We start from the raw sequence: 21,508 nt of genomic DNA on the forward strand, positions 1-21,508 counted from the left end.
GCGCTCAGGCAGGCACGCTGAAGCTGGGCTCGGCCGGTTCGCTCACGCCGGTGTCGCGCTCCCAGCCCTCGTTCTCCAACTTCAGGTGCTGGATCGCCACCGCGTTCGCGTTGGCGTCCAGGTCGGGCAGCGCCTGGTATTCGGAGACCCAGCAGCGGTAGACCTTGTAGGCCAGCGCGAGCTGGCCGGCCTCGTTGTAGACCTCGATGATCAGGTCCTTGCGGAAGTCCTTCAGCGAAACCTCCGCGCCGAGCCCGGCGCCGAAGTTCCACACCTTGTTCGCCCACTTCTCGAACTCGGTGTCGTGGGTGACGCCGCGCTCGACGGTGATCGCCTCGTACTCGGTGCGGCCGGGCGACTTGCGCGTGCTGCTGGGGTCGCCGCCCTCGCGGTGCTTGACCACCTCGGTGGTGCGCTTCAGGCCCGACACCTTGCTGACGCCGGCCACGTAGCGGCCGTCCCACTTCACCCGGAACTTGAAGTTCTTGTACGGATCGAAGCGCTGCGCATTGACGCTGAACTGAGTCATGTTGGTTTCCTCATGCCTGGATCTGGCCGGCCATCTGCTGCAGCTGGATGACCACGAATTCGGCGGGCTTGAGCGGCGCGAAGCCGACCACGATGTTGACGATGCCGAGGTTGACGTCGTTCTGCGTGGTGGTTTCCTTGTCGCACTTGACGAAGTACGCGTCGGCCGGCGTCCTGCCCTGGAACGCGCCCTGGCGGAACAGGTTCTGCATGAACGCGCCCACGTTGAGCCGGATCTGCGCCCACAGCGGCTCGTCGTTCGGCTCGAACACCACCCACTGGGTGCCGCGGAACAGGCTTTCCTCGATGTACAGCGCGAGCCGGCGCACCGGCACGTACTTGTATTCGTCGGCGAGCAGGTCGGCGCCGCGCAGCGTGCGCGAACCCCATACCACCGGGCCGACCAGCGGGAAGCTGCGCAGGCAGTTCACGCCGAGCGGATTGAGCATGCCGTTCTCGGCGTCGTTGAGCGTGACGGCCAACCCCTGCACGCCGTTCAGTGCCGCGTCGATGCCGGCCGGCGCCTTCCACACGCCGCGCTGGGTGTCGGTGCGTGCCATCACGCCGGCGACGATGCCGCAGGGCACGAAGGTGTCGCTCTGGCCCTGGCGCTTGGGGTCCGACTCGATCACCCGCGGGAAGTACAGCGCGGCGTTGCGCGCGGCCGTGCCGGCGAGGCCGAGGGCCGCCAGCACCGCCGGGGTGACCGCGCCGGCGCTGCCCCACTCGGCCGGCGCATCGACCAGCAGCAGCGCGCGCCGCTCCACGCAAAGCGCCATCGCGTTCTGGTAGACCAGCTTGGAGGTGTTGCCGCCGCGCAGGTCCGGCGGAATGCACAGCAGATTGAACAGGTCGGCCTTCTTCAGCGCGTAGATGCCGGTCTTGGCGTCCGCGTTGCCCAGGTAGGCGTTGTCGTCCAGCGCGGCGCTGTCCACGGCCTGGTCGGCCGCGGCGACGCCGGTGGAAGACTTGTCCTGCTCCCACACGGTCTTGCCGGCGTCCGGGTCGAGGTGCGCGGCGGGCACGGCAGTGGCGGGCAAGGTCAGCGACGACGCCACGCGCAGCAGCGAAGAGCCCGCCTTCAGCACACGGTCGACCCGGCGCGGGCTCTCCTTCACGCTGAGGTTGAGGAAACTCTCCTGGGTGCCGCTGGCCATGTCGCGCACGGTCAGGTTGAACAGGTCGCCCACCACCAGCCCGAAGCCGGCGGCGACGTCGGCCGACACATTGCTGTCGATGCGCACGCGCAGCTGGTTGCCCCAGCTGCCGGCGGTGGCCGCCTCCAGCGGCAGGTTGGCGACCGCCACGGCCGCCTTCGCCGGCTTGCCGTCGGTGCCCTTGTACAGCCGCACGATCGCCGCCTGCGCGCCGCCGTTGAGGTAGAAGTCGCGCACGGCGTAGCCCATCGGGTAGAGCGGGTCGAGGCTGCCGAACTGGCGTTCGAAGTCGCCGTAGCTGTTGATGATCACCGGGGTTTCCGCGTCGGCGTCGAGCGGCCCGCGCGCGGCGCGGCCGACGAAGGCGGTGATCGAGGTGGCCACCCCGGTGATGGTGCGCACGCCGCTGGGAATTTCCTCGACGTAGACGCCCGGATAGGTAAGCGCAGATGGCATGGGTCGATCCTCCGAAAGTGAAAACCCGTGTCGTGGTCAGTTCGGCAGCGACGATCTGACGTGCCTGTTCAGCGCGTACAGCACCTCGCCGTCGGGCAGCTCGTCACGATGCAGCAGCCCCTCCGCGACCAGCCGCTCCAGCACGTGCTCGATACGCTGGCAGCTGATCTCGTAGCGCTGCCGCGGCAGCCACCAGTTGACGATGCCGCGCAGGGTGTCCGCCGCCTGCGGATGGGAATGCAGGTACGCGAGTACCGAGCGCTCGACCTCCATCTCCCCTCCGCCCGCCGTGCCGTGATCCGGATAGCTGGTCATGACGCCCTTCCGCATGCATGCGTGGGGGATCGACGCAACATGCGTGCCACCGGCGCGAGGCGGCCGGATGGGCTGCGCCAAGGCTTGGCGGCATGCCGGCCCGCGGCAACCGGGTCAGTGACGACCCGCTTTGCCGGCGCAGTGGGGCGGATTGCACCCGGGGGGCGACGCCCGGTGCGGACTGTGCCGGACCTCGAACGGAACGGGACCTTCAGGGCGAACGGAACTGCTTGGTCTCGATGCCGTGCTTCAGCAGCAGCTTGCCGAGCTGGCGGCGTTCGGTGCCGGACAGGCGGGCGGCGGCGCTGATGTTGCCGCAGGCCTGCTGCATCAGCTGCATGAGGTAATCGCGTTCGAACTGGCGGATGGCGTGCAGCTTGGCCGCGCTGAAGCCCAGCTCCGGTTCGTTGGCGCGGCGTCGCGGCAGCGTTTCGGTACCGGCGAACGCCGGCTCCGCAGTCACCAGCTCGGCGAAGCCGACGACGTCGCCGTCGGTGGCCATGTAGGCGCGCAGCACCACGTTCTCCAGTTCTCGCACGTTGCCCGGCCACGCATGGGCGCGCAGCGCCTGCAGGGCGTCCTCGCTCCACTGGCGGGGCGGCCCGTGCAGTCGCAGGGCGACGGCGTCGAGGAAATGCCGGGCGAGCAGGACCACGTCGTCGCTGCGCTCGCGCAGCGGCGGCAAGCGCAGGTACAGCGCATGCAGCCGATAGTGCAGGTCGCGGCGGAAGCGCCCGGCCGCCACCTGGCGCTCCAGGCGGGCGTTGGTGGCGGCGATGATGCGCGCATCCGACACCCGCGCCGCGCCGCCGCCGACCGGGCGGTACTCGTTGTCCTGCAGGAAGCGCAGCAAGGTCACCTGGCCCTTGTCCGACAGCGCGTCGACCTCGTCCAGGAACAGCGTGCCGCCGCGGGCATGGTCGACCAGGCCGGGTTGGGCCTCCCTGGCGTCGGTGAAGGCGCCGCGGCCGTGGCCGAACAGCTCGTTCTCGATCAGGCTGTCGGGAATGGCGCCGCAGTTGACCGGCACGAACGGATGGTCGCGGCGGGCGCTGGCGTAGTGGATCTCGCGCGCGGCCAGCTCCTTGCCGGTGCCGGTTTCGCCCTCGATCAGCACCTGCACGTCGCAGCCGGCGTAGCGCTGCAACTGCGCCCGCACCGCCTGGATTGCCTTGGATTGGCCGAGCATGACCGGCATCATCCGCCCCCGGAGTGACCAGCAAGAACCGCCGCACGCCAGTTGTCCGGCGTGCCGTGAACCCCCCTGGTACCCATCGCGAATCGGCCCTGGTGCATCGGACCGTCGGCGACGATGGAGTATGCGCAGTTTCGATGCTGCAGTCCAAGGATGTTCCTGCTGTCGTCTTCGACTGCTGTCCGTGTAGTACCTGTACGTCTGCCCGCGTAGTACGTCGCCCTCTGCCGCCGCGGGAACGGTTGCCGACCACCACCCTGCCAGTTCACTCGCCGGCAGGCCGCCGGCGGCGCGGCACGATGCCGCGGATCGACCCGCAAACGCCGCCGGGCAGGCGCGCTGCGGGCCGCTCGCGTATCCTAGGCAGCTGTCGCCGCGTCCATCCCGGCGCTCGCAAGGCACCGCGGCCACCGCCGCCCTCCCCGCGAGTCTCCATCTCCGGTCGGCCGGATGGCTTGGCGTGCGACTTCCCCGACAGCGCAACAAGGCGAGACGACCGACCATGGTGGCAATGGCAACCGAGCACGTGATCGACGTGCGGCACTGGAACGACAGTCTGTTCTCCTTCCGCACCACGCGCGACCCCGGCTTCCGCTTCGACAGCGGCCAGTTCGTGATGATCGGGCTGGAAACGGAAGGGCGCCCGCTGCTGCGCGCCTATTCGATCGCCAGCGCCAGCTGGGAGGAGCACCTGGAATTCTTCTCGATCAAGGTGCCGAACGGCCCGTTGACCTCGCGCCTGCAGCACCTGCAGCCCGGCGACCCGCTGATCGTCACGCGCAAGCCCACCGGCACCCTGGTGCTGACCGACCTCAAGCCCGGCAGGCACCTGTACCTGCTCGGCACCGGCACCGGGCTGGCACCGTTCATGAGCATCATCCGCGACCCGGATACCTACGAGCGCTACGAGAAGATCGTGCTGGCCCACGGCGTGCGCCGGGTCGAGGACCTCGCCTACGCCGACTACCTCGAACGCGAGCTGCCGCAGCACGACTACCTGGGCGAGCTGGTGCGCGAGAAGCTGATCTACTACCCCACCGTGACGCGCGAACCATTCAGGAACCGTGGCCGCATCACCGACGCCATCGCCAACGGCGTGATGAGCGCGGCCACCGGCCTGCCGCCGCTGAACCCGGCCACCGACCGCGTGATGCTGTGCGGCAGCCCGGCCATGCTGGACGACCTCAGCGCGCTGCTCGACGGCCGCGGCTTCCACGCCTCGCCGCGCACGCGCGAACCGGGCGACTACGTGATCGAACGGGCGTTCGTGGAGAAGTAAGAGCCCGCTCGCGGGCGATGCTCTTGCTCTAGTCTTGCCTCGTGGCAACAGCGCAAAAAAGCATCGCCCGCGAGCGGGCTCCTACTCAACGGAACGCACATGCTTGAGATCGCCCTGTACGTCCTCGCCGCGCTGCTGATTGCCGGCGGCCTGGCCGGCGCCGTGCTGCCGGCACTGCCCGGCATCCCGATGCTGTTCGGCGGCATCTGGCTGGCCGCTGCGGTGGACGGCTATCGGCACTTGGGCCTGTGGTGGCTTCTGCTCATCGGCGCGCTCGGCACGCTCGGGGTGGTCGTCGACTTCGTCGCCGGCACGCTCGGCGCGAAGCGCGTCGGTGCCAGCAGGCGCGCCCTGTGGGGGGCCGGACTGGGTACCGTGGTGGGCATGTTCTTCGGTATCCCCGGCCTGTTGTTCGGGCCGTTCCTCGGTGCGCTCGCCGGCGAACTGGCCTCCGGCACCAGCGTGCTGCGCTCGACCCACGTCGGTGTCGGCACCTGGCTGGGCCTGCTGTTCGGCACCCTGGTGAAACTGGTGCTCTCGTTCGTGATGCTCGGCCTGTTCGGCCTGGCCATGCTGTTCGGCTAAGGCGCGTTCCGGCGCGCGCTGCGTGCCGCCCCGGCCGCGCTTTTCGCCAACCAGCGGGCAAGCTGCACGGTGTCGCGGCCGAGCGCCGCAGGCAGCACGATGTAATGGCGACTCGGCGCCGCGCCGGGTTTCGCGACCAGCCGCGCGGTGCCTTCGAGCCGCAGCAGCGCCGTCTGGTCAGCGGGCGCCAGTTTCAGGGCCAGCCCGGCTGGCGTCAGCCACGCGCACGGCTTTTCGTCGAGATACGCCATCAGCCCGCCGAACATCGGCCGGAAGCGCAGCTCATGCGGCCGGCCCAGGTGGGTGGCCGCGTCCTCCAGTTCACGGCGCAGCAGCGCAAGGCCCGACGGCAGGTTCATGCCGGGTCGGGGATCACGTACAGCAGCACGGCGAGGAAGTGCAGCACGCTGCCGGCCAGCACGAACACGTGCCACAGCGCGTGGTGGTACGGCAATCGCCGCCACAGGTAGAACGGCACGCCCAGCGTGTAGGCCAGCCCACCGGCCAGCAGCAGCACGGTGCCGCCGGTCCGCAGGTGTTCGCTGAGCGGCTCGAACGCCACGATGCCGACCCAGCCCATGCCCACGTACAGCAGCACCGCCAGCTTGCGGTGGCGGCCGAGCAGGCCCAGCTCCAGTGCGCTGCCGGCCAGCGCCAGCGCCCACACCGCCACGAACAGGCTCCAGCCCCACGCGCCGGGCAGCGCGACCAGAGTGAACGGGGTGTAGGTACCGGCGATCAGCACGTAGATCGCGATATGGTCGAGCGCGCGCAGCGTCGGCTTGGCCGCCGCCAGCGGGATCGAGTGGTACAGCGTGGAGGCGGTGTACAGCAGCACCAGCGAGGTGCCGAACACCGCGCAGGCCACTACCGTCAGCGCATTGCCATGCAGCGCAGCGAACGCCACCAGCGTCGCCAGTCCGGCAATGCTGAGCACGATGCCGAGGCCGTGCACGATGCTGCTGGCCAGCTCGTCGCCGAAGCTGTAGCGGGGAATCGCCGCAACGGAGGCAGCGGGCATGGCCATGGTCCCGGGTGTGTGGTCGGCCTACCTTAGCGGGTGCACCGGCGCTTGCCTACCGTGGCGCATGGCCGCGCCGGGCCGCTGCCGCACTCGCGCATTTGGCCATCCAGCCGTCCACTTGCGCAAGTTTGTACGACGGGCATACGCTGACATCGCGACAGCACGATCCCCCTGCCCGCGCAGCGTGGCTGCCGCAACATCCCACCGAAGTCAGGAGGTCGCCATGTCGTCCGCAAGCCTGGCCGTTACCCATCGCCCCCACCCCGACCGCGCACGCATCGCCGCCATCAGCACGGCGATCGCACTCAACCTGGCCGTGATCGTGATCGCCTCGCGACCGAGCGCGCCGGCGTTCTTCCACGCGATCGAACGGACCGACCCGGTCCCCGCGATTCGTTTCCTCGTGCCGAAACCGCCGCTGCCGCCGGCACCGCCGGTCGAGATGAAACCCCTGCCGCACCCGCCGGCCGCCCCGGTCGTGCAGCCGCGGCCGTTGCCGGCCAGTCCGCCGGTCGTCGCGCCCAGCGCCGAAAGCCACGTTGCCGCACCGCCGGTCGCCGCCCCGACCCTGCTGCCGGGCGCCGCCACGCCCGACCCGGTGGCGGCCGCGCCGGTCGAGGCCAGCCTTGCCTACCGCTCGGCTCCACTGCACTTCCCCACCCGCGCCCTGCAGCAGCGCATGCAGGGCACGGTGTTGCTGCGCGTGCTGGTGGACGAAACCGGCAAGCCGGTGCAGGTAACGGTGGAGCGCGGCAGCGGCTACCTGCTGCTCGATCGCAGCGCCGTCGAACAGGTGCTGGCCGGGTGGCGGTTCCAGCCGGCGATGGTGAACGGCGAGGCGGTGCGCGCCTGGGCGCGGGTGCCGGTGACGTTCGACCTGCGGCAATAGCGCACGATGGAAGGCCGGCCGGCGGCCACGCCGGCCGGGCCTTCCTCCACACCGGTGCCGCCCCCGCAGGCTCGTGCGGGGCCCGCGGGAAGGCGGCCGGCTTACGCGTCTTTAACGATACGCATGCTCCACTGGCGTCCATTCACCCTGCCAGGTTCCACGCATGGGCAAGCATCGGCATCCCCTGAAAACCCTGCGCGAGATTGCGCTCGAGCACGCCGCGACCGAACATCCCGACCTCGCCACGATGGCGCGCGAACTGGGCCGCGTGGTGCATCAGGATGCCTCGGCGCTGGCCACCCGGCTGGCCGGCCTGCGCCAGCGCCAGCGCGGCCTCGAACGCTGGCTGCTGGCCGAGCGCGGCAAGCCGCCGGTCAGCGTGCTGGTGCTGGCCTGGCCGCCGAACCACGCCACGCCGGTACACGATCACGCCGGCCTGTGGGGCCTGGAGATGACCCTGGTGGGCGCGCTGGAAGTGCAGTCGTACCGCCGCGGCACCGACTCCGGCGAGCTGAACCTGCACGGCCGCAACTGGCTCGGCCCGGGCGACGGCATCTGGTTCGAGAGCGACCGCGGGCATGCGCACCGCTGCCGCAACCTGTCGCGGCACGACACGGCATTCTCGCTGCACGTCTACGGCGGCGAACTGGCCGAATACTTCGCCTACGAGCAGGCCGAGCCCGCCGGACACTGGGTTGCGCAGCCGCAGCGCAGCGCCATCGCCGGCCGCCTGCCCGGCTGATCCGCCCGCCACCACACGCACGGGGAGTTCCATGTTTCGACGGGTCGCCATCATCGGCGGCGGTGCCGCGGCAGCTACGCTGCTCAGCGAATTGCTGGAGCGCGAGACGCCGCAGCCGCTGCAGCTGGACTGGTTCACCGGCGGTGGCGCATCGGCGCGTGGCGTGGCCTACGGCACCGCTTCGGAGCGCCACCTGCTGAACGTGCGGGCGGCCTCGATGAGCATGTTCGCCGGCAAGCCGCGCGGCTTCCTGGACTTCGTGCAGCGCGACGACCCCGCCATCGCCGGCACCGATTTCCTGCCGCGCCGCCGCTACGGCGACTACCTCGAGGCGGAAGTGGCGCGCGCGCTGCAACGGGGCAAGGCGCATGGGCACCACGTCAACATCATCCCGTTCGCGGTCGACGCACTGGTGCCCGAGCGCGACGGCGTCACCGTGATCCATGGCGAGGAAAGCCACCCGGCCGACGCCGCCGTGCTGGCGCTGGGCGCGCTGCCGCCGCAGCCGCTGGCCGTGGTCGGCGCCGCCGCCCTCGCCAGTGGCCGCTACGTGGTCGACCCCTGGCGCCTGCTGGCCCACGTTGCCGAACTGCAGCCGCCGCCGCGCAAGGTGGTGTTGATCGGGCTGGGGCTGACCGCGGTCGACGTACTGCTGGAATTGTCCGCGCAATGGCCGCAGGCCGAATTCGTCGCGATCTCCCGCCACGGCCGTTTCCCCGAGGCGCACCTGCACGCCGCTGCCGCACCTGCCGACGACGGCGTCGCGCTGGTCGAGGCGATGCGCGATGCGCCGGAGATCCGCCGCTGGATGCACTTGCTGCGCGAGGCGATTGCCCAGGAAGGCACCGAATGGCGCGCCGTCGTCGACAGCCTGCGCCCGCACCTGCCCGGCCTGTGGGCCGAGCTGTCGCCGGAACAGCGCGCGCGCTTCATGCGCCACGCGCGCTGGGCGTGGGAACGCGTGCGCCACCGCATGCCGCCGCAGGTGCACGAGGCGATCACCGCGCTGGAACGCGACGGCCGGCTGCACCGCCAGCGCGGGCGCGTGCAGGCGGTGGACGTCGCCGGCACCGCGCTGCAACTGACCGTGGGCCGCGCCGGCGCCACCCGCCGGCTGGACGCCGACCTGGTGATCCAGACCATAGGCCTGGAGACCGACGTGCGCCGCAGCAGCCACCGGCTGGTCAGCCAGCTGCTCACCAACGCGCACATCGTCCCCGACCCGCTCGGCCTCGGCGTGCAGGCCGACAGCGACGGCCACCTGCGGCACGGCGAGCAGTACTGGCCGAACCTGTTCGCCATCGGCAGCCTGCTGCGCGGCACGTTGTGGGAATCCACCGCGATGCCGGAAATCCGCCAGCAGGCGCGCCACCTGGCCGACCAGCTGCTGGGCGACTGAACAACCCGCCGCGCCCGCGATGACCGCCAGCGCACTCACCACCGGCATCGTCCTGCTGCACCTGCTGGGCACGTTCGCGGCGATGCACGCGGTGATGCACGCGCGCACGCCGCAGGGCGCCATCGGCTGGGCGCTCGGCCTGCTGTTGCTGCCGTACCTGACCCTGTTGCCGTACCTGTACCTGGGCTCCAGCCGCTTCCTCGGCTATCGCGCCGGGCACCGTGCGCCACTGGTACGCACGCCGCCCGCCGCAATCGGCGTCGCTGCGCCAATCGATCCGGGCTGCGCCCGCTACGCCGCGATCAGCGCGTTGCAGGGCCGGCCGTTCCGCGGCGGCCACCGCCTGCGCCTGCTGATCGACGGCGCAGCCGCCTTCGACGCCATGCTCGGCGCGATGGCCTCGGCCGAACACAGCCTGCTGGTGCAGTTCTTCATCATCCACGACGACGGACTCGGCCGGCGCCTGCAGCAGGTGCTGCTGGAGCGCGCCGCCGCCGGCGTGCGCGTGTACGTGCTGTTCGACGGCATCGGCAGCCATGCGCTGCCGCAGCGCTACGTCGACGAGCTGCGTGCCGGCGGCGTGGCGATCCACCGCTTCGCCACCCATCGCTGGCGCAACCGCTTCCAGCTGAATTTCCGCAACCACCGCAAGATCGTCGTGGTGGACGGCGCGCGCGGCTTCGTCGGCGGACTCAACGCGGGCGACGAATACCTGGGCCTGAAACCGCCGCTGGCGCCCTGGCGCGACACCCAGCTGGAACTCGCCGGGCCGGCGGTGGCCGACCTGCAACAACTGTTCGCCGAGGACTGGCAATGGATCACCGGCGCGCTGCCGCCGCTGCCGGCCGCCTCGCCCGCCGCCGGCGAGGCCAGCGCGCTGGTGGTGGCCAGCGGCCCGGCCGATCCGCAGGAAACCGGCTCGCTGTTCTTCGCCGCCGCGATCAACGCGGCGCGCCAGCGCGTGTGGCTGAGCACGCCGTACTTCGTGCCCGACCACGCGGTGCGCGCCGCACTGCAGCTGGCGGTGCTGCGCGGAGTGGACGTGCGCGTGCTGATCCCGGCGCGGCCGGACCACCGCACCGTATTCCTCGCCTCCACCCTGCACGCCTACGCCGCCGTGCGCACCGGCATCCGCGTGTTCCGCTACCAGCCCGGCTTTCTGCACCAGAAGGCGCTGCTGATCGACCGCGACACCGCCGCGATCGGCAGCCTGAATCTGGACAGCCGCTCGTTCCGGCTCAACTTCGAGGTCGCCGCACTGGCCGTCGACCACGCCTTCGCCGCCGAGGTGGCGGCCATGCTCAACGCGGACTTCGCCCGCGCGCAGGCCGTCGACGAACGCGAGTACCGCGACGCGCCCTATCTGCGCCGGGTGGCGATGCATGTGGCACGCTTGTTCGACCCGCTGTTGTAGGAACATGCCGCCATGCGCCGACTCACCCTGCTGCTTTGCCTGGTGCTCGCGAGCCTGGCCGGCCACGCCGGCGAACCGGCGCGCTTCACCGAGCGCTCGCTGACACTGCACGGCACCACGTACCGTTACCGGGTGTTCGTGCCGGACGGCTGGACGGCCAAACGTGCGTGGCCGGTGGCGCTGTTCCTGCACGGCAGCGGCGAGCGCGGCAGCGACAACCGCACCCAGCTCGGCCAGGGCCTGCCGCCGTGGCTGGCCGAACACGGCGGGGATTTCCCGGCCGTGGTGGTGATCCCGCAGGCGCCGGCCGGCAGCCGCTGGAACGGCGAGGCCGAGCAGATGGCGCTCGCGGCGCTCGACGACAGCATCCGCGAATGGCACGGCGACCGCCGCCGGCTCTACCTCACCGGCCTGTCGATGGGCGGCTACGGCGCATGGCAGATCGCGCTGGACCATCCCGGCATGTTCGCCGCCGCCGCGATCGTCTGCGGCGGCATCCGCCACCCGAACGACAACGCCGACCTGCGCGTGCAGGGCATTCCGGGCGACGCTACCGATCCCTACGCGTGGGTTGCCGCGCACATGGGCACGCTGCCGGTATGGCTCTTCCACGGCGCGCTCGACGACGTGGTGCCGCCGGAGGAATCGCGCCGCATGCACGCCGCGCTGCAGGCACGCGGCACGGAAGTGCGCTACACCGAATTCCCCGGCGTCAACCACGGCTCCTGGCAGGCCGCCTACGCCACCAAAGAACTGTGGCCGTGGCTGCTCGCGCACCGGCTGCCGGCGCGCTGAGAAACTACCGGCGCCCGCCGAAGCGCCGGCGCCAGTCGCCGCTGGCGAGCGACCAGCCGACGTAGATGCCCAGCGCCACGCCGAGCAGTTCGCACAGCGCACGCAGGCCGATGTGGTCCGGGTCGTGCACTTCGGCCAGCTTCACTTTCAGCAGCTGCAGCGATTGCAGCTGGCCGTAGTTGAAATAGAACAGGTTCCACAGGTCGCCGCTGGCGCTCAGCGCGGTCGCCAGCAGGAACGACCAGCCGATCCGCGGACCCCAGCCCCAGCCGTTGCGCCGGCCCAGCCAATGGAACACGCCGAACAGCAGCAGCCCTGCCGCCGCCGAGATCAGGCCGGCCTGGAGCCCGCCGACGATCCCGTAACCCATCCACGACTGGTCGTACTGCATCGCCTGCCCCTGGTTCGCGTTGCCGCTGCATCGCGCATTATGGGTCATGGCGGCGCATCGCCGCCCGCACGCTAGACTTGACCGCCTTTCCCGCATCCCCACGCCATGAACCCAGCGCTCTCACCCCATGCCGCACTGATCGTGGTCGACGTGCAACCGGACTTCATGCCCGGCGGCGCACTGGCCTGCCACGAGGGCGACGCGATCGTGCCCGGCCTCGACGCGCTGCTGCGCGCGCGCCGCTTCCGCCACGTGGTGGCCACCCAGGACTGGCATCCGCACGGACACGTCTCGTTCGTCGACGCGCATCCCGGTCGCGCGCCGTTCGAGCAGATCACGCTGTACGGCCAGCCGCAGACGCTGTGGCCGGCGCACTGCGTGCAGGGCACGCCCGGCGCCGCGCTGCACCCGGACATCGATTGGTCGGCGCTGGACGCGGTGATCCGCAAGGGCAGCGACAGCGCGGTGGATTCCTACAGCGGCTTCCGCGAGAACCATGGCCCGCACGGCGTGCGCCCGAGCACCGGGCTGGCCGGCTGGCTGCGCGAGCGTGGCGTGGACGAGGTGTTCGTGTGCGGCCTGGCGCGCGACGTGTGCGTGCTGTGGACCGCACAGGACGCCGCCGACCTCGGCTTCCGCGCCAACGTGCTGTGGGACCTGAGCCGCCCGGTCACCCCGGCCGGCGATGCGGCCACCCGCGCCACGCTGCAGGCGCAGGGCATCGGCATCGTCGACTCGACGGTGTTCGCCGGGTAGCGGCGGGCGGGGGAGGAGCCCGCAAAGCAAGCCATCGCACGCCCTGCTCCCTCCCTGCATCACGCCCTGCTCCCTCCCCTGCATCGCAGGGGAGGGCTGGGGGTGGGGTGCTCTTGGCCTTTCTCGCCACCCGGGGGCTACCCCCTCCCGGCCCCCCCCTGCACGCAGGGGGAGGAGCGATGCACGGCAGGCCATCGTCCGTACGCCCTGCCCCCTCCCCCGCATCACGCCCTGCTCCCTCCCCTGCATCGCAGGGGAGGGCTGGGGGTGGGATGCTCTTGGCCTTTCTCGCCACCCGGGGGCTACCCCCTCCCAGCCTCCCCCTGCACGCAGGGGGAGGAGCGATGCACGGCGGGCCATCGTCCGTACGCCCTGCCCCCTCCCCCGCATCACGCCCTGCTCCCTCCCCTGCATCGCAGGGGAGGGCTGGGGGTGGGGTGCTCTTGATCTTTCTCGCCACCCGGAGCAACCCCCTCCCGACCTCCCCTGCAGGCAGGCAGAAGTTCACTTCAGGCGTCGTTCTCGCCGGATGCACGTACCTGCGGTTCGCCGTCTGTGTCGATCGCCACGTCGAGCGTGATCGGCCGGCAGCAGACCTGGCAGTCCTCGATGTACTGCTGGCTGGGGATCGAGGCATCGACCAGGATCTCGATCGGTTCGCCGCAGTACGGGCAGTCGATGGTGCATGGCGTGAGCATGGGTGCTTCTCGACAGGCGGGCGTCCAAGTACACCACGGCGGCGTAGCGGCAACGGTGCGACGCTCACCCCTTGCGCAGCGACCACGCCTGCGGCAGGCCGATCCAGAACAGCGCGTCGCGCGCACAGCGTGGGGCCAGTTTCAGCAGTTCGTTGTCCTTGCTGACCAGCCAGCGCGCACCCGCTGCCTGCGCCAGCTCCAGAAACTTCTGGTCGTCCGGGTCGGCGCAGCGCGGCAACGGTGCAGCGGCCGGCGCCGTGGCCAGCTCGTCCGGCAGACAGCGCACCAGCGCATCGAACGCGGCCTCGATCGCCGGGCGGGCAGCAGCGGTGACCGGTAGTTGCGGGTAGTGCAGCACGCGCAGCCACTCGGCGCGGCAATCGGCGCGCGTCACTGCCTCGATCGTGCCGTCCTGCATCGCCACGTGCAGCGCCGCGGACTGCGGTTCATGGAACACGAACAGATCCAGGCACACGTTGGTGTCCAGCACGATGCGCGGCACAGGCGGCTCGGCGAGAGTCATCGCGCCATGATGACGCAAGCGGGCCGCGCGATACACTGCACGCTTTCCGATCGGGATGCGACCATGGCCGAGCGCGAGTTCGACGACTACCTTGCCCGCTCCGGCGCCACCCTGGAAGGCTCGCGCTATTCCGCCTGGCTGGCGGTCACCCCGCGCCGCCGCGGCTTTCCGGTGTACTACGCGATCTGCGAGAACCGCAGCTTCCGCGACCAGGCCACTGCCGAGGCCGCCGCGGCGAAGGCGCTGGCCGACATGACCGGGCTGGAAGCGGACGGCACCCCGATCTTCCCCGAAGGCTACACCGGCTTCGACGACGACGCGCCGCCCGCCGCACCGTAACGCACCCTCGCGGCGGCATCGTCTTCGCCGCCTCGACATCACGCCGCCACACCCCTGCTCGCCGCCCCTCCCGGCGCCGAAGGGGTGGCCGGCGCTGCCCGCCCCCAGGCCATCCGCGGCACTGCATCGCCCGCACGAGCCGCCACCGGCTTCGTCGCCAGGGGGCTGCGCGGCCCGCCAATGGCCGTCCGCCGTCCCCAGCGACGTCCGATTGATCGTATTTGGACGTCTTTACGTCTTTACTTCCATACAAACAATTGCACTACACTGCGCAACGTCCCTTGCCGGGGACGCCACGCCAGCTCGCCTCATTCACCTCTGCACCGACAACCGTGCCCCAGGAGCACTTGATGAAGATAGAGACACTCGCCGTCCATGCCGGGTACTCGCCCGACCCCACCACCCGCTCCTCGGCGGTACCGGTCTACCAGACCGTCGCCTATGCGTTCGACAACGCCCAGCACGGTGCCGACCTGTTCGATCTCAAGGTGCCCGGCAACATCTACACCCGCATCATGAATCCGACCCAGGACGTGCTGGAGCAGCGCGTCGCCGCGCTGGAAGGCGGGATCGCGGCACTGGCGCTCGCCTCCGGCATGGCGGCGGTGACGTATGCGATCCAGACCATCGCCGAAGCCGGCGACAACATCGTCTCGGCCGCCACCGTCTACGGCGGCACCTACAACCTGTTCGCCCACACGTTTCCGCAGCAGGGACTGGAGGTGCGCTTTGCCGACGTGCGCAAGCCGGAGTCCTTCGTCCCGCTGATCGATGCACGCACCAAGGCGATCTTCTGCGAGTCGATCGGCAACCCGCTGGGCAACGTCAGCGACATCGCGGCACTGGCCGACATCGCGCACGCGCACGGCATCCCGCTGATCGTCGACAACACCGTGCCCAGCCCGTACCTGTGCCGCCCGATCGAGCATGGCGCGGACATCGTGGTGCAGGCGCTGACCAAGTACCTCGGCGGGCACGGCAACAGCATCGGCGGCGCCATCATCGACAGCGGCAAGTTCCCCTGGGCTGAACACAAGCAGCGTTTCCGCCGCCTCAACGAACCGGACGTGTCCTATCACGGCGTGGTCTATACCGAGGCGCTGGGGGCCGCCGCCTACATCGGGCGGGCCAGGGTGGTGCCATTGCGCAATACCGGTGCAGCGATCTCGCCGATGAATGCGTTCCTGATCCTGCAGGGCATCAGCACGCTGGGACTGCGGATGGAGCGCATCTGCGACAACGCGCTGGCGATCGCACAGCATCTGCAGCGCCATGCCAAGGTGTCCTGGGTGAAATATGCCGGCCTGGCCGACCACCCGGATCATGCGCTGGCCCGGAAGTACATGGGCGGCAGGGCGTCGGGCATCCTGTCGTTCGGCGTCAAGGGCCGCGCCGGCGAGAATCCGCGCGTGGCGGGCGCGCGGGTACTGGATGCACTGAAGCTATTCACGCGACTGGTGAATATCGGCGACGCCAAGTCGCTGGCCACCCATCCGGCCTCGACCACGCATCGGCAGCTGGACGCCGGCGAACTGGCCAAGGCCGGCGTCAGCGAGGACATGCTGCGCCTGTCGATCGGCATCGAGCACATCGACGACCTGCTCGCCGATCTGGACCAGGCGCTGGCCGCTGCCTGACGCGACAACACCCACAACGCAAAGGGCCGGCTGGCGCCGGCCCTTTGCGTCACCCGCCGGCACCGCCATCGCGCAACCGCATGCCCGGGTCACTCTGCCGCCAGTCGGGCCAATCGCGCCACCGCCGCGGGAATCGCCGCCGGCGCGTCCACCGTGAGCACGCGCGGCTCGTCGGCGCCCAGGCCGTTCTCCAGCTCGTGCGCCCAGGTCACGTGGTAGGGCAGGTGCACGCCCCAGCCGCCCAGTCGCACCACCGGCTCGATGTCCGAGCGCAGCGAGTTGCCGACCATGGCGAACTGCGCCGGCTGCAGCGCGAACTCGCCCAGCACGCGGCGGTAGGTGGCGGCGTCCTTCTCCGACACGATCTCGATGCGGCGGAACAGCTCGGCCAGCCCCGACTCGGCCACCTTCTTTTCCTGGTGGAACAGGTCGCCCTTGGTGATCAGCACCACCTCGTACTGCTCCGCCACCGCCTCGACCGCTTCGCGGATGCCCGGCAGCAGCTCCACCGGATGCTGCAGCACGGTCTTGCCCAGCTCGACCAGGCGATGGATGTCGGCGGCGCTGATGCGCGCGTCGGTCACCGCGATGGCGGTTTCCACCATCGACAACGCCATGCCCTTGGCACCATAGCCGAACAGCCGGAGGTTGCGCCGCTCGGTGGCCAGCATGCTGTCGTGCACGCCCTGGTCGCCGAGGTCCACGTAGCGCCCCACGATGGCGGCGAACGCGTCGCCCGCCGCGCGGTAGTAGCCCTCGCTGTGCCACAGCGTGTCGTCGCCGTCGAAACCGATCAATTGCAGCATGGCCGTTCCGTTCCCGTGGGCTCCGCCGTCAGCCGGCGTCGCTGCCGAGGCGCAGGTTGATGTGCAGCGCCGTGGCCAGTTCGCGCATCGGTTCGTTGTCGCGGCTCAGGGTGATCCAACCGGCATGCGAATCATCGTCGGTCTCGCGGACCCACAGCGTGTAGCCGGATTCGGCGAGGCGGTCGTAGGCGATGCCGAGCAGGGTGCCGGCATCGGCGGCGTCGAAGAAGTCGTCGTCGTCCGGATCGCCGTCCCAGTCGATCGACAGGTTCCAGCGTGCGGCCAGTTCGTCGATCGCCTGCACCAGCGCGCGCAGGTCGTCCTCGGCGACCATGAAGCCGGCGCGCCAGTCGATCACCCGGCCGACCACCTCGACCGGCTCGTCGTCGTCGCCGTCGGCCACCGCCTCGCGATACGTGTTGAACTGCAGCAACGCGGCCTCCTCGTCGCCGGGATTGATCAGCAGCAGCCACTGCCACACCTTCGCCTCGACCGAGTCGTCTTCGTCGTCGAAGTCGCGCTCGTCCTCGAAGTCGTCGTCGTCGCGCATGTTCAGGCCCCGACCCGCCGCCGCACCGCGTCCATGTCGCGGATCGGGCGGATCTCGATCGCGCCGGTGCGCGACCACGGGAAGGCCGAGGCGATGCGCACCGCCTCATCCATGTCGGCGGCCTCGATCAGGTTGAAGCCGCCCAGGTATTCCTTGGTCTCGGCATACGGGCCGTCGACCACACTGGTGCGGCCGTTGCGCACGCGCACGGTGCGCGCCGTCGAGGGCGCTTCCAGTTGCTGCGAGTCGTGCAGTTGCCCGTTCGCGCGCAAGGCGTCGGCCTTGACGAAGCAGCCGTGCATCAGGGTGTCGAACTCGCCCTCCGGCAGCGCGTCCAGCAAGGCGTCGTCACAGTAGATCATCACGAGATATTTCATGGCGTCCTCGGCAGGGAAGCGGAGCGAAGGAGCGATAATGCCGCAATGAGCACCGCGCCCGATAGTTTGCACGCCCTGTCCTGCCACCCGATCGCGTTCGTGCGCTCGCCGTACGCGCAGCGCATCGACGCGCCGCACCAGCCCACCGTGGTGGCCGGCACCGAGACGGGGGCGGCGGCCGAAGCGGTGATCGAGTTCGTGGCCGGCTTCCCCGCGGCGGCGTTCCGCGACCTGGCCGGCTTCGAGCGGGTCTGGCTGCTGTTCGCGTTCCACCGCAGCGAGGGCTGGAAGGCCGAGGTGCGCCCGCCGCGCGGCGGCGGCAAGCGCAGCGTGCTGGCCACGCGCTCGCCGCACCGGCCGAACGCGCTCGGGCTGTCGGCGGTGGAGCTGCTGGCGGTGGAGGAAAATGCGCTGCGCGTGCGCGGGGTGGACCTGCTCGACGGCACGCCGATCCTCGACATCAAGCCGTACGTGCCGTACGCCGATGCGTTCCCGCAGGCGCGCGCGGGCTGGATCGACGCGATCGACGCGACGCAGGGCCGGCACTCCGCGCCGGGGCCGCGCAAGCCGCGCACGCGGCCGCGCGGCGAGGGTGTCAGCGGTTCATGAGCAGCTGCCGCAGCAGGTGCTGCCGCCGCTGACGTGGATCTGCCGCGGCTCGGACACGCGCACGGCCTCGTAGCCCGCCTCGTGCAGGGCGGTGACGACCTGGCCCGAAGTCATCTGCGCCGACACGTCGATCTGCCCGGCGACGGCATCGCCAACGACTTTCGCGGTGGCGTCATGGGCACGCAGGATGGCGGCGATGGCGCCGGTGTCGCCGGCGAAATCCTTCACTTGAAACAGCATCGGCATGGTCTCCAGGGTTTGACGGCGGCACATCCGCCGGCGGCGAATGATGGCGGCCGGCGCGGCCGGGCGCCCTGACCGGGATCAGGGCGGTCCCAGTCCGTGAGACCCGCGCCAGGCACACTGCCCGGGCTGGTGCGGATGGCTTCGTTGCCGGCACCCGATGCATTGGCAGTGGATCGGTTCAAACCTTGGCCGCGCCCGGCTCCCCGCCGGCGCGGCTTTTTTTCGCTTCAGGGAGCCGCGGCGGCCGCCGGCAGCCACGGCGACACGCGCGGGCGCGCCAGCGCGGCAAGCAGCGGCGGGTCGCGCCGGTACACGTCGGGGCGGAAACCGACCCGGCCGTCCTCGCGCAGGTCCACCGTCCAGTACGCCAGCAGCAGCGGCACCGGTTTGCGCAGCATCACGGTCTGCGTCTTCAGCGTGTCGATCGCGCGGTCGATGTCCGCTCGATTCCACTGCACCGGATCGTCCAGCAGCAGCTCGGCCAGCTCGCGCGGGCGCTCCACCCGGATGCAGCCGGAGCTGTACGTGCGCTGCTGGTTGGCGAACAGCTCCTGGTGCGGCGTGTCGTGCATGTACACCGCGTAGTCGTTGGGGAAGCGGATCACCAGCCGGCCCAGCGAATTGCCCGGGCCGGCGTCCTGGCGCAGCACGATGCCGCGCGGGTTGGCCCAGTCCACGCTGGAGGGCGACAGCTCGCGGCCCTGGCCGTCCAGCACGCGCAGGCGGTTGGCGGCCAGGTAGCCGCGGTCCTTGCGCAGCTTCGGCAGGATGTCGTTCTTCAGGATGGTCGGCGGCACCGTCCAGGTCGGGTTGAGCGTGAGGTAGGTGATCTTCGACTTGAACACCGGCGTGCTGCGGTACGGCTTGCCCACCTGCACGCGCGAACGCCACACCGGCTTGCCGTCCTTGTAGTAGATGACCTGGTAGCCGGCGATGTCGACCACCACGAACTTGCCCTGCAGCTGGTGCAGCAGCCAGCGCGCGCGCTCCAGGTTCGCGCGCAGCTGCTCGATGCGCGAGGCGACCGGCACGTTCAGCGCGGCCAGCGTGGCCTTGCCCAGGTGGCCGTCCGCGGCCAGGTACTGTTCGCGCTGGAACTGCTTCAGCGCGGCTTCCAGCGCCGGGTCGTAAAGGTCGTCCGCGCCATCGCCCACCGCATGGCCGACCAGTTGCAGCCGCTGGCGCAGCACCGGCACGCGCGGATCGTGGCTGCCCGGCTTCAGCGTGGGGCCATCGGCGATCGCGGGCCAGCCGCCCTGCGCCGCCACCTCGCGCAGCTTCGCCAGCGCCGTGCGCAGCTGGCCGTAGTACGGATGCTGCGGCCGCGCCCGCGCAAACAGCGCGTCCAGCGACCCCTGGGCCAGCGCCTCGCGCACCGCCTTGAGACCCTGCGTCTGGTCGAGCTGGCGCGGGTCGAAGTTCCAGTGCGTGTCCAGCGTGGCCGGATCGACCTTGCCACGGTACAGGTGCAGCAGCGCGGCGAGGCAGGCGTCGGTGGCCAGCAGGTCGGACTGCGCACGCTGCGCCGGGGCGGCCTGCGCATCGGCCAGCACCGCACGCCGGCGTTGCAGTTCGGCCAGCCCGTAATCCTGCGGATCGAGGCCGTCGTCGGCCACGCCGCGCAGTGCGGCCAGCAACTGGTCGAAGGTGTCCGGCGTCCACGCCGGCGCGAAGCGGTTCTGCTCGTAGAACATCGCCACCGCCTCGCCGGGTGTCCTGGCGGCATCGGCGTCGGCGTGCGCAGCGCGCCATTGCTCGACCCGTTCGCGGATCTGTTCGGCCACCGGCCCCAACGGCTGCTCGGCGGCGGGTTGCTGTGCATGCACGGCGGTTCCCAGCAACAAGCCCAGCATGGCAACGGCACGGAGGGCACGGGGAAATTTCGACGGCACGAGGCGATCCTGCGCAAGGGACTCGGCCTGTCATAGCACAGCCGCCCGTCGGCGCAAGCGCCGGCCGCCCCCGACGGGTTCTTAACGGGGGGCTGTTAGGATCGGCGACCGCATGCCTGATCCAGTCCCCGCCACGCCGTTCCGATGAACCGACTCCTGCGCCACGCCACCGCCCTGACGCTTTTCCTCGCCGGCTGTTTCGCCGTGACGCATGCCGCGGAACCGTCGCTGCAGGACGCGCTCAGCAAGCTCGCGCCGCAGGCGAACCCCAAGGTGATCGGCCTGGCGCTCGCTGCCACCGAATGCGCCGCCGAGCAAGGCCAGCCGCCGTCCGACCGGCTGGCGGTGATCGACTACTCGAAGCCTTCCACCGAGCCGCGGCTGTGGGTGTTCGACCTGGCCAAGCGCAAGCTGCTGTACCACGAACTGGTGGCGCACGGGCGCAACACCGGCGAGAACCTGGCCACCCGGTTCTCCAACACGCCGGAGAGCCTGCAATCCAGCCTGGGCCTGTTCCGCACGCTGAATACCTACGCCGGTCGCAACGGCTACTCGCTGCGCATGGAAGGGCTGGAACCCGGCATCAACGATCACGCACTGGAGCGCGCGCTGGTGATCCACGGCGCCTCCTACGTCGACCCCGCGCTGGCCCGCCGGCAGGGCCGCATCGGCCGCAGCTACGGTTGCCCGGCCGTGCGCAACGCGATCGCGCGGCCGCTGATCGACACGCTCAAGGGCGGCCAGTACGTGTTCTCCTACTACCCCGATGCGCGCTGGCTCGACACTTCGCCCTACCTCAAGTGCGGCAGCGGGCGCGCCGTGACCGCAAGCCTCAACGCCCCCTGAACCGGCACCACCACGACTGGCCACGGCTGCGTTACCCTGCCGGCGTGCGCCCTGCCGGAG

General features: G+C 70.6%; 26 protein-coding genes. 12 read left to right on the forward strand and 14 right to left on the reverse strand.

The window, feature by feature from the left end; genetic code table 11:
• Positions 1-4: 4 nt before the first annotated feature.
• The 4 genes from R5H19_RS14800 to R5H19_RS14815 all read right to left on the reverse strand — a co-directional run bounded on the left by R5H19_RS14800 (position 5) and on the right by R5H19_RS14815 (position 3,645).
• Positions 5-529 (reverse strand): phage tail protein, encoded by a 525-nt coding sequence (locus tag R5H19_RS14800; RefSeq protein WP_318159804.1) that lies wholly within the window; start codon positions 527-529, stop codon positions 5-7.
• A 10-nt stretch (positions 530-539) separates the two neighbouring features.
• Entirely contained in the window at positions 540-2,141 is a 1,602-nt protein-coding gene (locus R5H19_RS14805) for a phage tail sheath subtilisin-like domain-containing protein (RefSeq protein WP_318159805.1), read from the reverse strand.
• Between the two features lie 36 nt (positions 2,142-2,177).
• Complete coding sequence (locus R5H19_RS14810; RefSeq protein WP_318159806.1) at positions 2,178-2,456, reverse strand: hypothetical protein; 279 nt, start codon at positions 2,454-2,456, stop codon at positions 2,178-2,180.
• A gap of 211 nt (positions 2,457-2,667) precedes the next feature.
• The gene (locus R5H19_RS14815) at positions 2,668-3,645 is read right to left on the reverse strand and encodes a sigma-54 dependent transcriptional regulator (RefSeq protein ID WP_318159807.1); all 978 of its coding nucleotides are present in this window, start codon (positions 3,643-3,645) and stop codon (positions 2,668-2,670) included.
• Positions 3,646-4,153: 508 nt separating this feature from the next.
• On the opposite strand from R5H19_RS14815, the gene R5H19_RS14820 reads away from it, so the two are divergent.
• A complete protein-coding gene (locus R5H19_RS14820) occupies positions 4,154-4,930 on the forward strand; it encodes a ferredoxin--NADP reductase (protein ID WP_318160203.1) in 777 nt (258 codons plus the stop codon).
• A 99-nt stretch (positions 4,931-5,029) separates the two neighbouring features.
• A complete protein-coding gene (locus R5H19_RS14825; protein WP_318159808.1) occupies positions 5,030-5,515 on the forward strand; it encodes a DUF456 domain-containing protein in 486 nt (161 codons plus the stop codon).
• On the opposite strand, the gene R5H19_RS14830 is transcribed toward R5H19_RS14825, so the two are convergent.
• Entirely contained in the window at positions 5,512-5,874 is a 363-nt protein-coding gene (locus R5H19_RS14830) for a TfoX/Sxy family protein (RefSeq protein ID WP_318159809.1), read from the reverse strand. The two genes, R5H19_RS14825 and R5H19_RS14830, sit on opposite strands and share 4 nt — an antisense overlap.
• A complete protein-coding gene (locus tag R5H19_RS14835; RefSeq protein WP_318159810.1) occupies positions 5,871-6,536 on the reverse strand; it encodes a hemolysin III family protein in 666 nt (221 codons plus the stop codon). The genes R5H19_RS14830 and R5H19_RS14835 overlap by 4 nt, the downstream gene beginning before the upstream one ends.
• 226 nt (positions 6,537-6,762) lie before the next feature.
• Here R5H19_RS14835 and R5H19_RS14840 point away from each other — a divergent pair, with 226 nt between their 5' ends.
• From R5H19_RS14840 to R5H19_RS14860, 5 genes are all read left to right on the forward strand, one after another.
• Positions 6,763-7,428 (forward strand): TonB family protein, encoded by a 666-nt coding sequence (locus R5H19_RS14840; RefSeq protein ID WP_318159811.1) that lies wholly within the window; start codon positions 6,763-6,765, stop codon positions 7,426-7,428.
• A gap of 163 nt (positions 7,429-7,591) precedes the next feature.
• Positions 7,592-8,170 carry a cysteine dioxygenase family protein gene (locus tag R5H19_RS14845; RefSeq protein ID WP_318159812.1) on the forward strand — a complete coding sequence of 193 codons (579 nt, stop codon included), beginning with the start codon at positions 7,592-7,594 and terminating at the stop codon, positions 8,168-8,170.
• 31 nt (positions 8,171-8,201) lie between these two features.
• On the forward strand, positions 8,202-9,569 hold the full coding sequence (locus R5H19_RS14850; RefSeq protein WP_318159813.1) for an FAD/NAD(P)-binding protein: 1,368 nt from the start codon (positions 8,202-8,204) through the stop codon (positions 9,567-9,569).
• A 19-nt stretch (positions 9,570-9,588) separates the two neighbouring features.
• Positions 9,589-10,983 (forward strand): cardiolipin synthase, encoded by a 1,395-nt coding sequence (gene cls / locus R5H19_RS14855; protein ID WP_318159814.1) that lies wholly within the window; start codon positions 9,589-9,591, stop codon positions 10,981-10,983.
• 12 nt (positions 10,984-10,995) lie between these two features.
• Complete coding sequence (locus R5H19_RS14860; RefSeq protein WP_318159816.1) at positions 10,996-11,778, forward strand: prolyl oligopeptidase family serine peptidase; 783 nt, start codon at positions 10,996-10,998, stop codon at positions 11,776-11,778.
• A gap of 4 nt (positions 11,779-11,782) precedes the next feature.
• Here the strand turns inward: R5H19_RS14860 and R5H19_RS14865 are convergent, their stop codons facing one another.
• A complete protein-coding gene (locus tag R5H19_RS14865; protein WP_318159817.1) occupies positions 11,783-12,217 on the reverse strand; it encodes a hypothetical protein in 435 nt (144 codons plus the stop codon).
• Between the two features lie 57 nt (positions 12,218-12,274).
• Here R5H19_RS14865 and pncA point away from each other — a divergent pair, with 57 nt between their 5' ends.
• Positions 12,275-12,925, forward strand: coding sequence for a bifunctional nicotinamidase/pyrazinamidase (pncA, locus tag R5H19_RS14870; protein WP_318159818.1), 651 nt, complete (start codon positions 12,275-12,277; stop codon positions 12,923-12,925).
• Between the two features lie 509 nt (positions 12,926-13,434).
• On the opposite strand, the gene R5H19_RS14875 is transcribed toward pncA, so the two are convergent.
• Positions 13,435-13,623, reverse strand: a complete 189-nt coding sequence (locus R5H19_RS14875; protein ID WP_318159819.1) for a CPXCG motif-containing cysteine-rich protein — start codon at positions 13,621-13,623, stop codon at positions 13,435-13,437.
• A gap of 64 nt (positions 13,624-13,687) precedes the next feature.
• Complete coding sequence (locus R5H19_RS14880; protein ID WP_318159820.1) at positions 13,688-14,146, reverse strand: putative toxin-antitoxin system toxin component, PIN family; 459 nt, start codon at positions 14,144-14,146, stop codon at positions 13,688-13,690.
• Positions 14,147-14,209: 63 nt separating this feature from the next.
• On the opposite strand from R5H19_RS14880, the gene R5H19_RS14885 reads away from it, so the two are divergent.
• Positions 14,210-14,485 (forward strand): hypothetical protein, encoded by a 276-nt coding sequence (locus tag R5H19_RS14885; RefSeq protein WP_318159821.1) that lies wholly within the window; start codon positions 14,210-14,212, stop codon positions 14,483-14,485.
• 350 nt (positions 14,486-14,835) lie between these two features.
• On the forward strand, positions 14,836-16,122 hold the full coding sequence (locus tag R5H19_RS14890; protein ID WP_318159822.1) for an aminotransferase class I/II-fold pyridoxal phosphate-dependent enzyme: 1,287 nt from the start codon (positions 14,836-14,838) through the stop codon (positions 16,120-16,122).
• A gap of 89 nt (positions 16,123-16,211) precedes the next feature.
• On the opposite strand, the gene R5H19_RS14895 is transcribed toward R5H19_RS14890, so the two are convergent.
• From R5H19_RS14895 to R5H19_RS14905, 3 genes are read right to left on the reverse strand one after another with little or no spacing between them, the layout of a single operon-like run.
• Complete coding sequence (locus R5H19_RS14895; protein ID WP_318159823.1) at positions 16,212-16,928, reverse strand: HAD family hydrolase; 717 nt, start codon at positions 16,926-16,928, stop codon at positions 16,212-16,214.
• Positions 16,929-16,956: 28 nt separating this feature from the next.
• A complete protein-coding gene (locus tag R5H19_RS14900) occupies positions 16,957-17,478 on the reverse strand; it encodes a hypothetical protein (protein WP_318159824.1) in 522 nt (173 codons plus the stop codon).
• A 2-nt stretch (positions 17,479-17,480) separates the two neighbouring features.
• Positions 17,481-17,855 carry a YciI family protein gene (locus tag R5H19_RS14905; protein WP_318159825.1) on the reverse strand — a complete coding sequence of 125 codons (375 nt, stop codon included), beginning with the start codon at positions 17,853-17,855 and terminating at the stop codon, positions 17,481-17,483.
• Positions 17,856-17,900: 45 nt separating this feature from the next.
• Here R5H19_RS14905 and tsaA point away from each other — a divergent pair, with 45 nt between their 5' ends.
• The gene (gene tsaA, locus R5H19_RS14910) at positions 17,901-18,464 is read left to right on the forward strand and encodes a tRNA (N6-threonylcarbamoyladenosine(37)-N6)-methyltransferase TrmO (RefSeq protein ID WP_318159826.1); all 564 of its coding nucleotides are present in this window, start codon (positions 17,901-17,903) and stop codon (positions 18,462-18,464) included.
• Here tsaA and R5H19_RS14915 read toward each other — a convergent pair.
• Together R5H19_RS14915 and R5H19_RS14920 are read right to left on the reverse strand one after the other, a co-directional pair.
• On the reverse strand, positions 18,459-18,704 hold the full coding sequence (locus tag R5H19_RS14915) for a hypothetical protein (protein ID WP_318159827.1): 246 nt from the start codon (positions 18,702-18,704) through the stop codon (positions 18,459-18,461). The genes tsaA and R5H19_RS14915 overlap by 6 nt on opposite strands.
• Positions 18,705-18,937: 233 nt before the next feature.
• Positions 18,938-20,536, reverse strand: a complete 1,599-nt coding sequence (locus tag R5H19_RS14920; RefSeq protein ID WP_318159828.1) for a L,D-transpeptidase family protein — start codon at positions 20,534-20,536, stop codon at positions 18,938-18,940.
• Between the two features lie 210 nt (positions 20,537-20,746).
• Here R5H19_RS14920 and R5H19_RS14925 point away from each other — a divergent pair, with 210 nt between their 5' ends.
• Positions 20,747-21,448: a murein L,D-transpeptidase catalytic domain family protein gene (locus tag R5H19_RS14925; RefSeq protein ID WP_318159829.1), complete on the forward strand. Its 702-nt coding sequence runs from the start codon at positions 20,747-20,749 to the stop codon at positions 21,446-21,448.
• Positions 21,449-21,508: the final 60 nt, after the last annotated feature.

This window comes from Rhodanobacter sp. KK11, from assembly GCF_033345435.1.
In the GTDB taxonomy this organism is placed as follows: domain Bacteria; phylum Pseudomonadota; class Gammaproteobacteria; order Xanthomonadales; family Rhodanobacteraceae; genus Rhodanobacter.

What these genes read in the sequence shown, in the direction of transcription:
- R5H19_RS14845 (WP_318159812.1), top strand. Translation starts at nt 7,592, where the DNA reads ATGGGCAAGCATCGGCATCCCCTGAAAACCCTGCGCGAGATTGCGCTC.
- R5H19_RS14860 (WP_318159816.1), top strand. Translation starts at nt 10,996, where the DNA reads ATGCGCCGACTCACCCTGCTGCTTTGCCTGGTGCTCGCGAGCCTGGCC.
- R5H19_RS14865 (WP_318159817.1), bottom strand. Translation starts at nt 12,217, where the DNA reads ATGACCCATAATGCGCGATGCAGCGGCAACGCGAACCAGGGGCAGGCG.
- R5H19_RS14820 (WP_318160203.1), top strand. Translation starts at nt 4,154, where the DNA reads ATGGTGGCAATGGCAACCGAGCACGTGATCGACGTGCGGCACTGGAAC.
- R5H19_RS14890 (WP_318159822.1), top strand. Translation starts at nt 14,836, where the DNA reads ATGAAGATAGAGACACTCGCCGTCCATGCCGGGTACTCGCCCGACCCC.
- R5H19_RS14835 (WP_318159810.1), bottom strand. Translation starts at nt 6,536, where the DNA reads ATGCCCGCTGCCTCCGTTGCGGCGATTCCCCGCTACAGCTTCGGCGAC.
- R5H19_RS14800 (WP_318159804.1), bottom strand. Translation starts at nt 529, where the DNA reads ATGACTCAGTTCAGCGTCAATGCGCAGCGCTTCGATCCGTACAAGAAC.
- R5H19_RS14850 (WP_318159813.1), top strand. Translation starts at nt 8,202, where the DNA reads ATGTTTCGACGGGTCGCCATCATCGGCGGCGGTGCCGCGGCAGCTACG.
- R5H19_RS14895 (WP_318159823.1), bottom strand. Translation starts at nt 16,928, where the DNA reads ATGCTGCAATTGATCGGTTTCGACGGCGACGACACGCTGTGGCACAGC.
- R5H19_RS14805 (WP_318159805.1), bottom strand. Translation starts at nt 2,141, where the DNA reads ATGCCATCTGCGCTTACCTATCCGGGCGTCTACGTCGAGGAAATTCCC.
- R5H19_RS14875 (WP_318159819.1), bottom strand. Translation starts at nt 13,623, where the DNA reads ATGCTCACGCCATGCACCATCGACTGCCCGTACTGCGGCGAACCGATC.
- cls (WP_318159814.1), top strand. Translation starts at nt 9,589, where the DNA reads ATGACCGCCAGCGCACTCACCACCGGCATCGTCCTGCTGCACCTGCTG.
- R5H19_RS14840 (WP_318159811.1), top strand. Translation starts at nt 6,763, where the DNA reads ATGTCGTCCGCAAGCCTGGCCGTTACCCATCGCCCCCACCCCGACCGC.
- R5H19_RS14885 (WP_318159821.1), top strand. Translation starts at nt 14,210, where the DNA reads ATGGCCGAGCGCGAGTTCGACGACTACCTTGCCCGCTCCGGCGCCACC.
- R5H19_RS14915 (WP_318159827.1), bottom strand. Translation starts at nt 18,704, where the DNA reads ATGCTGTTTCAAGTGAAGGATTTCGCCGGCGACACCGGCGCCATCGCC.
- R5H19_RS14900 (WP_318159824.1), bottom strand. Translation starts at nt 17,478, where the DNA reads ATGCGCGACGACGACGACTTCGAGGACGAGCGCGACTTCGACGACGAA.
- tsaA (WP_318159826.1), top strand. Translation starts at nt 17,901, where the DNA reads ATGAGCACCGCGCCCGATAGTTTGCACGCCCTGTCCTGCCACCCGATC.
- R5H19_RS14830 (WP_318159809.1), bottom strand. Translation starts at nt 5,874, where the DNA reads ATGAACCTGCCGTCGGGCCTTGCGCTGCTGCGCCGTGAACTGGAGGAC.
- R5H19_RS14810 (WP_318159806.1), bottom strand. Translation starts at nt 2,456, where the DNA reads ATGACCAGCTATCCGGATCACGGCACGGCGGGCGGAGGGGAGATGGAG.
- R5H19_RS14880 (WP_318159820.1), bottom strand. Translation starts at nt 14,146, where the DNA reads ATGACTCTCGCCGAGCCGCCTGTGCCGCGCATCGTGCTGGACACCAAC.
- R5H19_RS14925 (WP_318159829.1), top strand. Translation starts at nt 20,747, where the DNA reads ATGAACCGACTCCTGCGCCACGCCACCGCCCTGACGCTTTTCCTCGCC.
- R5H19_RS14905 (WP_318159825.1), bottom strand. Translation starts at nt 17,855, where the DNA reads ATGAAATATCTCGTGATGATCTACTGTGACGACGCCTTGCTGGACGCG.
- R5H19_RS14815 (WP_318159807.1), bottom strand. Translation starts at nt 3,645, where the DNA reads ATGCTCGGCCAATCCAAGGCAATCCAGGCGGTGCGGGCGCAGTTGCAG.
- R5H19_RS14825 (WP_318159808.1), top strand. Translation starts at nt 5,030, where the DNA reads ATGCTTGAGATCGCCCTGTACGTCCTCGCCGCGCTGCTGATTGCCGGC.
- pncA (WP_318159818.1), top strand. Translation starts at nt 12,275, where the DNA reads ATGAACCCAGCGCTCTCACCCCATGCCGCACTGATCGTGGTCGACGTG.